Source organism: Flavobacterium ginsengisoli, from assembly GCF_029625315.1.
GTDB classification, from domain to species: Bacteria; Bacteroidota; Bacteroidia; order Flavobacteriales; family Flavobacteriaceae; genus Flavobacterium; species Flavobacterium ginsengisoli.
On the sequence record NZ_CP121110.1, the window covers coordinates 566328 to 581024 of the forward strand.

Consider the following 14697-nt stretch of genomic DNA (forward strand, 5'->3'; position numbering starts at 1 on the left):
TATGAGCGAAATTAAAAAGAACTCGAGAAACACAGAAAATGCGCCAAAAAGCCCATTTTCAACGCAAACAGTAGCGTTTTCTCATTACAACAATTTTTCGGCGCAATTGCCTATCGATCCTAAAACGGGAGAAATTGTTAGTGGCGGTATTAAAGAGCAGGCAAAACAATGCTTGACAAATATCCAAGCAATTGTAGAAAGCATTGGCCATGTTATGGATGATGCAGTAAAACTAACTGTTTTCTTAAAGAATATTTCTGATATAGAAGCAGTAGACGAAGTGTATAAAACATTCTTCAAAAGCAATCTTCCAACTCGTACAACGGTTGCTGTAGAAGCTCTGCCATTAGATGGCGCTTTAATTCAGATAGATACTCTTATTTCAAACGGTGAGGGGACAACTCCGCAAAAAGCTTTAGATCTTGTTAAAGTGACCAGAAATGCAGAAAATGCACCTAAGAGCATACATGCGCATAACGTAGCGTTTTCTCACTATAGCAATATTTCAGCACAATTGCCTATCGATCCACAATCTGGTAAAATTGTAGCTGGCGGTGTAAAAGAACAGACTGAACAATGTTTAGAAAATATTAAAGCTATTTTAGAAAGCATTGGACACGTTATGAATGATGTGGTTAAAACGACCGTTTTTCTTAAAGACATTTCAGATGCTGAAGTTGTAAACGAAGTTTTAGCAAAATTTTTCCCAAACTATGTTCCAGCTAGAACAATTGTTAGTGCTTCTGCTTTGCCAATGGATGCTTTGGTGCAGATTGATACTGCTGTATCACATGGTGACGGAACTCCTCCGCAACTTCCAGAAGATGCACGTTTTTTAGTTATTGAAGCAAATAACACAGAAAACGCACCAAAAGTTCCGTATTCGCACACAGTTGCTTATTCACATTACAATCATATTTCAGGTCAATTGCCTTTGGTTCCAGAAAACAATCAAATAGTTGGAAGCGGAATTAAAGAACAGGCTACACAATGTTTAAACAATATCAAAGCAATTGTAGAAAGTATCGACCATAAAATGGATGACATTGTTAAAATAAATATTCAATTAAAAAATATTGAAGACCTTGATGCTGTCAACGAAATTTATACTTCATTTTTCAGCGGAGATTTGCCTGCAAGAACGATAATTGGAGTTTCGGCAATTCCTGTGGATGCTTTGATCCAAGTTGATGCTGTTGTTTCTAATAGTGAAGGTACACCAGCTTAATTTATAAGCTAAAATTTATATTTTTTAAGTAGAGTCTTTTTTAGACAAAAAACGCTTATAACAGGATTTTTAAACATCCTGTTTAAGCGTTTTCTTTTTTTATGAATGAATTTTGAATTTTAATGTTTTAGAAACTGTGTTCGATAATCAGAAGGAGACTCTCCTGTCACTTTTTTAAACATACGTGAAAAATAAGAAGGCGATTGAAAATGCGACTCAAATGCTATTTCTGCTATTTCTTTAGAATTATCTTGCAAAAGAATTTGGCTGTGTTGAATTGTAATTTCGTTTATCCATTGTTTTGGTGCCTTTCCAGTAGTTTCTTTAACGCATTTGTTCAAATAATTATCTGATATTTTTAATAGATTGGAGTAATAATCGATGTTTTTATGTTGAATATGGTTTTTCTGAACCAGTTCCCTAAATTGAAAAGAGATAAAACTTGCACGGCTAAGTGATTTATTGTCTGTGTTTTCTGTTCGTATAATTTTTAATAATGCAGATTGAAGAAGAGCTGTAGTGATTGCATTAATATGTTCGGTTTGATTCAATTCCTCTTCCAGTAATTCAAATAAACGGATAAGCCAATTGATTTGGTTAGGGTTTAAAATAGAGAAAGGTGAAGTGTAAAAAAAGTTTAGATCACTTGTAGTCAACGCAATTTCAGTGATGACCTCGTTTTCATAGATAACAAAAAATCCTTCAACATCATCTGATAATTCTAAGGTTGCCGTAAAATTTCCCTGTTTAATACTAAGCGCTTGGTTAGCATTAATTTCAAAAACAGATGTTTCGAGTTGCTGTTTTACAAATCCTTTTGTAACAAAAATTAGAAAGTTGAAAGTGGTTTGATACGGATTAACTGGTATTACAATTTTCCTTAAATAGTTTTCAATGCGGTATAACTGTACGTTAGAATTATTAAAAAGATTGTGAGTGGTTATATCGGGAAGAAAGAACTTCTTGTATTCATAATTGCTAATTAGTTTGGGATTGTTTTTCATTCAAACTTGATTTTGTAACACAGATGTAAAAGCATTATATATTTGATTGTAATCTGAGATGAGAGGTTGATTTTTAAAACTGAAATAATAGGACTCAAAATTAAGTACTAAGTTAAGTTATATTTATCTATAATTATGATACTCTCTTTAATTATATATAGTGTCTTCTTAAAGACTTCATCTGCTTTTTGGGTTTGATAAAGTGTTTTCATTTAAAAATTATATGTACTTATATATTATTAAGATATGATAAAATATATTTTGGGTTATTTTATTTTATAAATTGATATAATGAATTTACACGGTTATAGTAATAGATACAATGAAATTTAGGTTTTAAATATATTAAGAAGCATTGGGGGCAGCAACATTAAGCTTTATTTTTAAAGTTGTAAAGCCTTAGCTAATTCGATTGTTTTGCAAGAACTTTAAATTTTGTTAAAAAAGCTTGATAGTTTCATGGTTAATTGACTTATTAAGGTGTTCTATCCAGATTTTGCTTCAACAAAAGATAATTTCTTATAGATGGTATTTAGCCTTAAATTTATAAAAGTAAGAAAAATCCTTATTATCTGTATTTTTTTTTGGAATTTAAATTATATGTTATCAGTTAGTTAAGAAAAAGTTTTAAAAAATATTGAAAATACTTTGAAAAAAAGCTTGCATAAGCGGAAAAAGGTCCTACTTTTGCACCCGCTTTGAAACACAAGCGATGAAGAAATAAAGACACGTTCGTAGACATATTGAATTGACAGCCGTTCTGAAAGAGATTTCAGAACATAAAGAATAAGAGCATTAGAATCGAGAGATTCGATAAAGAACCGCTAAGTTTAGCGCATCGCAATATAATATTAAAATATACGATGAAGAGTTTGATCCTGGCTCAGGATGAACGCTAGCGGCAGGCTTAACACATGCAAGTCGAGGGGTAGAGCACTTCGGTGCTTGAGACCGGCGCACGGGTGCGTAACGCGTATGCAATCTGCCTTTCACAGAGGGATAGCCCAGAGAAATTTGGATTAATACCTCATAGCATACTAAGTTGGCATCAACCTAGTATTAAAGTCACAACGGTGAAAGATGAGCATGCGTCCCATTAGCTAGTTGGTAAGGTAACGGCTTACCAAGGCGACGATGGGTAGGGGTCCTGAGAGGGAGATCCCCCACACTGGTACTGAGACACGGACCAGACTCCTACGGGAGGCAGCAGTGAGGAATATTGGTCAATGGGCGCAAGCCTGAACCAGCCATGCCGCGTGCAGGATGACGGTCCTATGGATTGTAAACTGCTTTTGTACGGGAAGAAACACTCCTTCGTGAAGGAGCTTGACGGTACCGTAAGAATAAGGATCGGCTAACTCCGTGCCAGCAGCCGCGGTAATACGGAGGATCCAAGCGTTATCCGGAATCATTGGGTTTAAAGGGTCCGTAGGCGGTCTTGTAAGTCAGTGGTGAAAGCCCATCGCTCAACGGTGGAACGGCCATTGATACTGCAGGACTTGAATTATTGGGAAGTAACTAGAATATGTAGTGTAGCGGTGAAATGCTTAGAGATTACATGGAATACCAATTGCGAAGGCAGGTTACTACCAATTTATTGACGCTGATGGACGAAAGCGTGGGTAGCGAACAGGATTAGATACCCTGGTAGTCCACGCCGTAAACGATGGATACTAGCTGTTGGGGGCAACTTCAGTGGCTAAGCGAAAGTGATAAGTATCCCACCTGGGGAGTACGTTCGCAAGAATGAAACTCAAAGGAATTGACGGGGGCCCGCACAAGCGGTGGAGCATGTGGTTTAATTCGATGATACGCGAGGAACCTTACCAAGGCTTAAATGCAGACTGACCGATTTGGAAACAGATCTTTCGCAAGACAGTTTACAAGGTGCTGCATGGTTGTCGTCAGCTCGTGCCGTGAGGTGTCAGGTTAAGTCCTATAACGAGCGCAACCCCTGTTGTTAGTTGCCAGCGAGTAGTGTCGGGAACTCTAACAAGACTGCCAGTGCAAACTGTGAGGAAGGTGGGGATGACGTCAAATCATCACGGCCCTTACGCCTTGGGCTACACACGTGCTACAATGGCCGGTACAGAGAGCAGCCACCTCGCGAGGGGGAGCGAATCTATAAAGCCGGTCACAGTTCGGATCGGAGTCTGCAACTCGACTCCGTGAAGCTGGAATCGCTAGTAATCGGATATCAGCCATGATCCGGTGAATACGTTCCCGGGCCTTGTACACACCGCCCGTCAAGCCATGGAAGCTGGGGGTGCCTGAAGTCGGTGACCGCAAGGAGCTGCCTAGGGTAAAACTGGTAACTAGGGCTAAGTCGTAACAAGGTAGCCGTACCGGAAGGTGCGGCTGGAACACCTCCTTTCTAGAGCCCTAATGTTAGTGCTTGCACACGTTTGGGAAATAAGATGCGCAGCATCGGTTTTTTGGATCTTGAAATTGTATTGCTCTTGCTGTTAATTTAAAAAAATGATAAAACTTAAGTAAAACAGAGTCTCGTAGCTCAGCTGGTTAGAGTACTACACTGATAATGTAGGGGTCGGCAGTTCGAGTCTGCCCGGGACTACTATTTGACTTAAAAGAAGGAAATTCTAGAGTTGAAAGGTTACGAATTACAAAAAAAATTCATAATTCATAATTCACAATTCATAATTAGATTGGGGGATTAGCTCAGCTGGCTAGAGCGCCTGCCTTGCACGCAGGAGGTCAACGGTTCGACTCCGTTATTCTCCACAGGTCCGAAAGGGCATAAGTTCATTGACATATTGGGATAAGAAAATAATAAGAAAGTAGAAAGCGTTTTCTGTTATGGCGAGCAATGCATATGATAGGAAACAAAACAAAACGGATCATATTAAATTATGATTTGGTGCAATAAGCAAAATAAGGGCGCATGGGGAATGCCTAGGCTCTCAGAGGCGATGAAGGACGTGATAAGTCGCGAAAAGCTGCGGGGACGGGCACACACCGATCGATCCGCAGATATCCGAATGGGGCAACCCGCTATGTTGAAGACATAGCACACCGATAGGTGGGCAAACCCGCTGAACTGAAACATCTAAGTAGGCGGAGGAGAAGAAAACAAAAGTGATTCCGTAAGTAGTGGCGAGCGAACGCGGATTAGCCCAAACCAGCATTGTTACGGCATTGTTGGGGTTGTAGGACCGCGACATTTCATGCGCAAGGAACCGGAAGCTTCTGGAAAGGAGCGCCATAGAGGGTGACAGCCCCGTATGGGTAACGAGTGTAATGGATAGCGGTATCCTGAGTAGGGCGGGGCACGTGAAACCCTGTCTGAATTTGGCGGGACCATCCGCTAAGGCTAAATACTCCTGAGAGACCGATAGTGAACCAGTACCGTGAGGGAAAGGTGAAAAGAACCGTGAATAACGGAGTGAAATAGATCCTGAAACCATGCGCTTACAAGCGGTCGGAGCCCTTTCGTGGGGTGACGGCGTGCCTTTTGCATAATGAGCCTACGAGTTAACGCTGCTGGCAAGGATAAGTGGTTAAGCCATGGATCCGCAGCGAAAGCGAGTCTGAATAGGGCGCTTTAGTCAGTAGTGTTAGACGCGAAACCGTGTGATCTACCCATGGGCAGGTTGAAGCTGTGGTAACACACAGTGGAGGACCGAACCGGTTGACGTTGAAAAGTCTTCGGATGACCTGTGGGTAGGGGTGAAAGGCCAATCAAACTCGGAAATAGCTCGTACTCCCCGAAATGCATTTAGGTGCAGCGCTGGATATAGTTATATAGAGGTAGAGCTACTGATTGGATGCGGGGGCTTCACCGCCTACCAATTCCTGACAAACTCCGAATGCTATATAATGTTTACCAGCAGTGAGGGCTTGGGTGCTAAGGTCCAAGTCCGAGAGGGAAAGAACCCAGACCATCAGCTAAGGTCCCCAAATATATGCTAAGTTGAAAGAACGAGGTTTGTCTGCCCAGACAGCTAGGATGTTGGCTTGGAAGCGACCATTCATTTAAAGAGTGCGTAACAGCTCACTAGTCGAGCGGACGAGCATGGATAATAATCGGGCATAAGCATATTACCGAAGCTATGGATTTGTATGCAAATACAAGTGGTAGGGGAGCATTCTGACAGGGCTGAAGGTGTATCGTAAGGTATGCTGGACCGGTCAGAAAAGAAAATGTAGGCATAAGTAACGATAATGCGGGCGAGAAACCCGCACACCGAAAAACTAAGGTTTCCACAGCTATGCTAATCAGCTGTGGGTTAGTCTGGACCTAAGGCGAACCCGAAAGGGACAGTCGATGGCCAACGGGTTAATATTCCCGTACTTCTTATTGCTGTGATGGGGTGACGGAGTGATGAAAGCGCCGCGAACTGACGGAATAGTTCGTTAAAGCACCTAGCTATAGGCTCTATAGGCAAATCCGTAGAGCTTGGCGAAATGCGATAGTACTCGGAGTCTTCGGACAAAGAGATAGTGCGCCTAAGGGCTTCCAAGAAAAACCTCTAAACTTCAGGCAATAAGAACCAGTACCGTAAACCGACACAGGTAGTTGAGGAGAGAATCCTAAGGTGCTCGAGAGATTCATGGCTAAGGAATTAGGCAAAATAGACCTGTAACTTCGGGAGAAAGGTCGCCCCGAGCAATCGGGGCCGCAGTGAAGAGGTCCAGGCGACTGTTTATCAAAAACACAGGGCTCTGCAAAATCGTAAGATGAAGTATAGGGCCTGACACCTGCCCGGTGCTGGAAGGTTAAGAGGAGATGTTATCTTCGGAGAAGCATTGAATTGAAGCCCCAGTAAACGGCGGCCGTAACTATAACGGTCCTAAGGTAGCGAAATTCCTTGTCGGGTAAGTTCCGACCTGCACGAATGGTGTAACGATCTGGACACTGTCTCAGCCATGAGCTCGGTGAAATTGTAGTAACGGTGAAGATGCCGTTTACCCGCAGTGGGACGAAAAGACCCTGTGCACCTTTACTATAGCTTAGTATTGACCTTGGATAAATGATGTGTAGGATAGGTTGGAGACTATGAAGCGGCGTCGCCAGGCGTTGTGGAGTCATTGTTGAAATACAACCCTTTGTTTATCTGAGGCCTAACCCCGCAATGTGGGGGACAGTGCTTGGTGGGTAGTTTGACTGGGGTGGTCGCCTCCAAAAGAGTAACGGAGGCTTCTAAAGGTTCCCTCAGTACGCTTGGTAACCGTGCGTAGAGTGCAATGGCATAAGGGAGCTTGACTGAGAGACATACAGGTCGATCAGGTACGAAAGTAGAGCATAGTGATCCGGTGGTTCCGCATGGAAGGGCCATCGCTCAAAGGATAAAAGGTACGCCGGGGATAACAGGCTGATCTCCCCCAAGAGCTCATATCGACGGGGGGGTTTGGCACCTCGATGTCGGCTCGTCACATCCTGGGGCTGGAGAAGGTCCCAAGGGTTGGGCTGTTCGCCCATTAAAGTGGCACGCGAGCTGGGTTCAGAACGTCGTGAGACAGTTCGGTCTCTATCTACTGCGGGCGTTAGAAATTTGAGTGGATCTGATTCTAGTACGAGAGGACCGAATTGGACTAACCTCTAGTGTATCTGTTGTCCCGCCAGGGGCACCGCAGAGTAGCTACGTTGGGAAGGGATAAGCGCTGAAAGCATATAAGCGCGAAACCCACCACAAGATGAGATTTCTTTTAAGGATCGTGGAAGATGACCACGTTGATAGGCTACAGATGTAAAGGCAGTAATGTCATAGTCGAGTAGTACTAATAATCCGTAAGCTTATGCACACCCTTTTCCCGATCCGCCCAGGCGGATCGGGAGGAAACTTTCTAAAATAAGGCTTATTTGTTTCTTTATCCCAGTATGTTAAAATATTTGCCCGTCGCGGGCAGGTCGCAAAGCGAAAATTTCAAAGCCTCAAAGTGAAAACTTTAGACTTTATGGCCTTCGGCTTTGGACTTAAAAACCTTAAGGTGGTTATTGCGGCGGGGCTCACCTCTTCCCATCCCGAACAGAGAAGTTAAGCCCGCCTGCGCAGATGGTACTGCAGTTATGTGGGAGAGTATGTCGTCGCCTTTCTTTGAAAACCCTATCCAAACCGGATAGGGTTTTTTGTTTTATACGCAGTTTTTAAAGCATTATCAAAAAAAATGAAATTTCATTTATGCTGTCTGGGCATATCGCTGATGGAACTGTTTCGTTAACTCTTTTTCTTTCATTAAAAAATCCAAGCATAAATTTTGAGTGAGATAGTAACTTCAATAAACTAATAATCTTTGGAGTATAAAATCAAATAAATTTTGACATTCTATAATAATTTATTTAAGAATGATATTTAAACTGTCTAAATAATAAAACGTAAACGCATTTTAAATGAAATTTCACAATCGTTTCAACGTACACGTTGACTTAATGGTGTGGTATTGTTTGGCTAGATATATAAAAAAAGGTGAAGATAGCAGTGGCTTATCATTTGACCAAATTAGAGAAGTCGAGACTTGATAAAACATCTTAAAACAGTATACTAAACAAAACGTTACAAAAAAAACGAGTTAAATAATGATTTGACTCGTTTTTTACTTTTGGAGTGTTTATATCGAGGATTTAAACTTATTTTTTACCTTTTAAGTATGATTAATAAATTAATGAAAATAAAAAAACTTCCGAGTCTGTGCGCAAAAATTGGAACGTAACAGACAGGGAAGTAAATGTTTATAAAAATAAAAGGATTCTTTTTATTAAATTTATATAATTAAAATTCGATATTACAAAATTGTTGCTCATTTAGAAAAGTATGATTTATCTATAACGAGTAGTATTATAAGTAATTAAGGATGTAAAAAAAGAGTTGCATAGATTTTATCTATTCTGTAAGAATTATTTATGATTCACAGCTGTATTTTTCTTTTTCATTAGTTAGTAATTTAGTAAAAAATAAAATTTTGAACTATGGATAATCAATCAAATGACATCAGTAAATGCCCATTTCACAATGGGAGCATGGACAAACAAGTCTGCTTCAGGAACGAAAAATCGTGACTGGTGGCCAAAGCAGTTAAAAGTAAATATTCTGAGACAGAATTCGTTATTGTCAAATCCGTTAGATAAGGATTTTAATTATGCTGAAGCTTTTAAAAGTCTCGATATTGAGGCGGTGAAGAAAGATTTACATGCTCTTATGACTGATTCACAAGATTGGTGGCCTGCAGATTTTGGTCACTATGGCGGTCTTTTCATACGAATGGCGTGGCATAGTGCAGGTACTTATAGAGTACATGATGGACGAGGCGGAGCAGGAGCAGGACAGCAGAGATTTGCTCCTCTTAACAGCTGGCCTGATAATGTGAGTCTTGATAAGGCAAGAAGATTGCTTTGGCCAATAAAACAAAAATATGGACAAAAGATTTCGTGGGCCGATTTGTTAATCCTAACTGGTAACGTTGCACTAGAATCGATGGGTTTTAAAACATTTGGTTTTGCAGGAGGACGTGCTGATGTTTGGGAAGCAGATGAATCTGTTTACTGGGGATCTGAAACTACATGGTTAGGCGGAGATGAGCGTTATAAAGATGGTTCTGAAGGCGTTCCAAAAGATCATGGAGTAGTTTCATCAGATGATAATGCAGATGGAGATATTCATAGTAGAAATCTTGAAAAACCTCTTGCAGCAGTGCAGATGGGACTTATATATGTAAATCCTGAAGGACCAGATGGAAATCCAGACCCGATTGCGGACTGCTAAAGACATCAGAGATACTTTTGGACGTATGGCAATGAATGATGAAGAAACAGTAGCGTTAATAGCTGGCGGTCATACTTTTGGTAAAACTCACGGCGCTGCTTCATCAGATCATGTTGGCGCAGAGCCTGAAGCAGACTGGTTTAGAATTGCAGGGGTTAGGATGGAAAAATAGTTTTGGCTCAGGAAAAGGTAGTGACGCGATTACAAGTGGACTTGAAGTTACTTGGACAACAACACCAACACAATGGAGCAATAACTTTTTTGAAAATTTATTTGCTTATGAATGGGAACTTTCTAAAAGTCCTGCAGGTGCGCACCAATGGGTAGCAAAAAATGCGGAGGCAATTATTCCGGATGCATTTGATGCTAACAAAAAACACTTGCCAACAATGCTTACTACAGATTTATCATTAAGATTAGATCCTGTTTATGAGAAAATATCTCGTCGCTTTTTAGAAAATCCTGATGAGTTTGCTGATGTTTTTGCACGAGCATGGTTTAAATTGACGCACCGTGATATGGGACCGCGTGCTTTATATCTAGGATCTGAAGTGCCATCAGAAGAACTTTTGTGGCAAGATCCTATTCCTGCGGTAAATCACACCCTAATAAACGATGAGGATATAGCACAGTTAAAAGAGAAAGTTTTAAACTCAGGATTAAGCATATCACAATTGGTTTCTACAGCTTGGGCTTCTGCCTCTACTTTTAGAGGTTCAGATAAACGCGGAGGAGCAAATGGTGGACGTATAAGACTCGCACCACAGAAAGATTGGGAAGTAAACAATCCAACTGCTCTTAAAGTGGTTTTAGATAAATTAGAGGCTATTCAGAAAGATTTTAATGAAGCAAATGGCGACAAAAAAGTTTCACTGGCTGATTTAATAGTTCTTGCCGGTAGCGCAGCTGTCGAAAAAGCGGCTAAGGATGCAGGGGCTTCAGCTAAGGTACCTTTCTCACCTGGACGTATGGATGCATCTGCAGAACAGACAGATGTTGAATCTTTTGGATATTTAGAGCCAAAAACAGATGGTTTTAGAAATTACAGAAAAACAAAATCTTCTGTTTTAACAGAAGAGCTTCTTATAGATAAGGCAAATCTTTTAACTCTTACCGCACCAGAATTAACAGTGCTTTTAGGTGGACTTCGTGTTTTAGATATTAATGCTGACGGAAGTAAAAATGGTGTATTTACCAATAGACCTGGTTATTTGACAAATGACTTTTTTGTTAATTTACTAGATATGAACACACAATGGCAATCTGTTTCAAATGATAAAGAACTTTATACAGGAAACGACAGAAGTTCAGGACAACCAAAATGGATAGGAACACGTGCCGATCTTGTTTTTGGTTCAAATTCAGAATTGAGAGCGATAGCAGAAGTTTACGCTGCTGCGGATGCTCATGAGAAATTTGTAAATGATTTTATCGCAGTATGGACTAAAGTAATGAATCTAGACAGATTTGACTTAAGAAAATAATGCAACTGAGAAGGATAGTAAACTAAAAAGACGCCCATTGTGGCGTCTTTTTTTATTAACTTTTAAGAACGTGGTTTAGACAAATTTCTATCGTACATTACAATAGTTCCTGCAACAGCCACATTTAAACTTTTTTCAGATTTAAATTTCACTAAATGATGGCATTTATCCATAACTTTTTTAGATAAACCATGATCTTCTGCGCCCAATATATAAACACAACGTCTAGGGTGTTCAAAAGTTTCTAAATCAGAGGCTTTTTCAGATAATTCAACTCCAACTAATCGGGCTCCTTTTGGTAAATTTTCAAAAAAAGCTTCAAAAGTATCATAGTGGAAGTAAGGAATTGCTTTTACAGCATCATGCGTATCACACGCCTGTTTAGCATATCGATTGCCTATAGTAAATATGAAAGTTGCGCCTAAGTTTTGAGCTGATCGCCACAAAACACCTAAGTTTTCGGGCGTTTTACCATTTTGTATTCCTATGCCGAAATATTCATTTATAAAGTTGTCATTCATATGGCAAAAATACAAAGTGTAAGTACATAAATCAATATTTTATTGAGATCAAAAGAATGTGTGGTCTGTAAAGATTGTTTCAAATCGCAAAATGAAACCTAAAAAGACACATTATTATATTTAAATTTATGGTAATAGTATATTTTTATAAGAGTAAAGAAATCGATTGTTGAAATCGTTCGGCAATATTTTACTCTACTGTTATTTTTATTGGAAATTATATGGAAGCAAACGAGCAAGAATTAATAGGACTAAACTTTAGTGAGGTGGATGAGTCTAGAAAAGAATTCGGGACTAATCAGTATCATTATAAGAAAGAGAATAGAATTTTAGCTTTTTTTAAAAATGTTTTTGCAGAACCAATGATTCTGTTGCTGCTTGCCGCTTCCGAATTTACTTTATTAATAGACAATATAGCGATGGATTTTTTCTTTTAGTTTCTATATTGTTGATTGCTTGCAATTTCACTTTATCAGGAAAAAAGAAGCCAGAATGCTTTGGCAAAATTAAAAGAATTCATAGAACCTTTATGTACAGTTATTCGTGATGGAAAATACCAGAACATTAAAACGCAAGATATTGTTGTTGGAGATTTGGTAGTAATTGAAGAAGGCGCTTTGGTTCCGGCTGATGGAATAATTATACAATCCAATGATTTTTCAGTAAATGAAGCAATACTAACTGGCGAATCAATGGTTGTTTTTAAAGATAGTAATCAAGAAGATAATAAGGTTTTTTCTGGAACTATTACAGCCAGCGGATTAGCCATAGTTAAAGTAACTGAAATTGGAAATGACACAAGATTAGGCAAAATAGGAAGCAGTTTAGAATCTATAGATACAGAAAAAACACCATTAGAAATACAGATTGGGAATTTCGTAAAAAAAATGATTTTTACTGGTGCTTTCGTATTCATTTTAGTATGGGTTTTAAACTACTTGCGAGTGGGAAATGTGCTTCAAAGTCTTTTATTGGCACTAACACTTGCAATGAGTATTCTGCCAGAAGAAATTCCAGTTGCTTTTGCCACATTTATGGCGCTTGGAGCTCGCAGACTTATGAAAATCGGGATTGTTGTAAAACAGATGAAAACAGTAGAAACATTAGGAAGCGCTACAGTAATCTGTACAGATAAAACTGGAACAATTACCCAAAATAAAATGGATTTGGCGGGACTTTATCTGCCATCTGGGATAGAGGCTGGAATTAATACATTCAAAGATATAAAAGAAACAGAAGAACTTCTTACGACTGCTATGTGGGCAAGCGAGCCTATTCCTTTTGATCCTATGGAAATTGCGCTTCATGACACCTATAAAAAATTTGCAGAAACAGATATGACGTCTCATTTTAAAATGATTCACGAATATCCTTTATCGGGCAAACCTCCAATGATGACGCATGTATTTGAAGATTCTTCAGGAAATAGAATTATTGCGGCTAAAGGTGCACCTGAAGCAATTTTAGAGGTTTGTAGTCTTTCTAAACAAGATGAACAGAAGATTATAACCGCGATGGATCAATTGACCGGTAAAGGCTACAGAGTACTTGGTGTGGGAGAGGGAAATTTGCAGGGAAATAATTATCCTGACAAACAGCAGAAAATATCATTTACTTTTAAAGGACTTGTTGCTTTTTATGATCCTCCAAAAGATAATATTGCAGAAGTGCTTCAGTCTTTTTATACAGCAGGAATTGCCGTTAAGATTATTACTGGAGACAATTTGAAAACGACTAATGCTATCGCGCAGCAAATTGGTTTTGTTGGTTCTGAAAAAGCTATAACTGGAGATGAACTAATGAAATGGAGTGATCAAGAACTGCAAAACAAAGTAATGGATATTAATATTTTCAGTCGGATGTTTCCAGATGCTAAATTGAGAATTGTAAATGCTCTTAAAGCTTGTGGGCAAATTGTTGCCATGACAGGAGATGGAGTTAATGATGGGCCTTCGCTAAAAGCGACTCACATCGGAATCGCTATGGGAAAAAAAGGAACGGCAATAGCAAAAGATGCCGCATCGCTTATCCTTACGGAAGATGATCTTTCAAAAATGGTTGATGCTGTAGCAATGGGGAGAAAGATTTATACGAATCTAAAAAAAGCAGTTAGATACATCATATCTATTCATATTCCAATAATTCTAATTGTCTTTATTCCACTTGCTTTAAGATGGATTTATCCTAATATATTCAGCCCGCTTCATGTTATTTTGCTTGAACTAATTATGGGGCCAACTTGCTCCATTATATTTGAAAACGAACCTGCCGAAGCAGATACAATGAAGAGAGGACCAAGGCCGATGCGAACAGATTTTTTTAATTTTAAAGAATTGACGGCAAGTATTATTCAAGGCATTGCGATAACTTTAGGATTGTTACTTTCTTACCAGTGGGCGATATACAATCAATGGAATGAAAACATTACGCGTAGTATGGTTTTTTTAACTTTAATTACTTCCAATATTGTCTTAACGCTGGTTAATAGATCATTTTATTATTCGTTATGGACAACATTCCAGTACAAAAATATCCTTGTCTCCATAATAATAGGCATTACTATTTTTTTGACGATATTGTTATTTGCTATTCCTTTTTTACGTTCTCTTTTTAATTTTGAACTTATTACACTTTCTCAGATGTTTTTTTGCATCGCGACAGGCTTAGTTTCAGTATTGTGGTTTGAAGTTGTGAAATATTTTAGGAGAAGATAAAAGACACATTTCTATAACAGACTCATTT

The 14697-nt window shown here is 39.1% G+C and carries 5 protein-coding genes, 2 tRNA genes, 3 rRNA genes and 1 pseudogene; 9 read left to right on the forward strand and 2 right to left on the reverse strand.

Going from position 1 to position 14697, the window contains the following annotated elements; genetic code table 11:
- Position 1 precedes the first annotated feature (1 nt).
- Positions 2-1228: a RidA family protein gene (locus tag P5P87_RS02390; protein ID WP_233074140.1), complete on the forward strand. Its 1227-nt coding sequence runs from the start codon at positions 2-4 to the stop codon at positions 1226-1228.
- 119 nt (positions 1229-1347) lie between these two features.
- Here the strand turns inward: P5P87_RS02390 and P5P87_RS02395 are convergent, their stop codons facing one another.
- Positions 1348-2232 (reverse strand): helix-turn-helix domain-containing protein, encoded by an 885-nt coding sequence (locus P5P87_RS02395; protein WP_278021430.1) that lies wholly within the window; start codon positions 2230-2232, stop codon positions 1348-1350.
- Between the two features lie 860 nt (positions 2233-3092).
- Between P5P87_RS02395 and P5P87_RS02400 the strand changes: the two genes are divergently transcribed.
- The 6 genes and pseudogenes from P5P87_RS02400 (at position 3093) to katG (ending at position 11434) form a co-directional block, all read left to right on the forward strand.
- Positions 3093-4606 (forward strand): 16S ribosomal RNA (locus P5P87_RS02400).
- A 127-nt stretch (positions 4607-4733) separates the two neighbouring features.
- Positions 4734-4807 (forward strand) — tRNA-Ile (locus P5P87_RS02405).
- Positions 4808-4900: 93 nt separating this feature from the next.
- Positions 4901-4974 (forward strand) — tRNA-Ala (locus P5P87_RS02410).
- Between the two features lie 138 nt (positions 4975-5112).
- Positions 5113-7995 (forward strand): 23S ribosomal RNA (locus P5P87_RS02415).
- Positions 7996-8177: 182 nt separating this feature from the next.
- Positions 8178-8287 (forward strand): 5S ribosomal RNA (rrf, locus tag P5P87_RS02420).
- The 16S, 23S and 5S rRNA genes sit together here with 2 tRNA genes alongside, the layout of an rRNA operon.
- 870 nt (positions 8288-9157) lie before the next feature.
- Positions 9158-11434 (forward strand): annotated as a pseudogene (gene katG / locus P5P87_RS02425) (catalase/peroxidase HPI).
- 62 nt (positions 11435-11496) lie between these two features.
- On the opposite strand, the gene P5P87_RS02430 reads toward katG, so the two are convergent.
- The gene (locus P5P87_RS02430) at positions 11497-11955 is read right to left on the reverse strand and encodes an RNA methyltransferase (RefSeq protein WP_198858494.1); all 459 of its coding nucleotides are present in this window, start codon (positions 11953-11955) and stop codon (positions 11497-11499) included.
- Positions 11956-12176: 221 nt separating this feature from the next.
- Here P5P87_RS02430 and P5P87_RS25745 point away from each other — a divergent pair, with 221 nt between their 5' ends.
- Complete coding sequence (locus tag P5P87_RS25745) at positions 12177-12392, forward strand: cation-transporting P-type ATPase (protein WP_340696621.1); 216 nt, start codon at positions 12177-12179, stop codon at positions 12390-12392.
- 15 nt (positions 12393-12407) lie between these two features.
- Positions 12408-14669 carry a cation-translocating P-type ATPase gene (locus P5P87_RS02435; RefSeq protein ID WP_340696622.1) on the forward strand — a complete coding sequence of 754 codons (2262 nt, stop codon included), beginning with the start codon at positions 12408-12410 and terminating at the stop codon, positions 14667-14669.
- The last annotated feature ends 28 nt before the right edge of the window (positions 14670-14697 follow it).

What these genes read in the sequence shown, in the direction of transcription:
- P5P87_RS02390 (WP_233074140.1), top strand. Translation starts at nt 2, where the DNA reads ATGAGCGAAATTAAAAAGAACTCGAGAAACACAGAAAATGCGCCAAAA.
- P5P87_RS02395 (WP_278021430.1), bottom strand. Translation starts at nt 2,232, where the DNA reads ATGAAAAACAATCCCAAACTAATTAGCAATTATGAATACAAGAAGTTC.
- P5P87_RS02430 (WP_198858494.1), bottom strand. Translation starts at nt 11,955, where the DNA reads ATGAATGACAACTTTATAAATGAATATTTCGGCATAGGAATACAAAAT.
- P5P87_RS25745 (WP_340696621.1), top strand. Translation starts at nt 12,177, where the DNA reads ATGGAAGCAAACGAGCAAGAATTAATAGGACTAAACTTTAGTGAGGTG.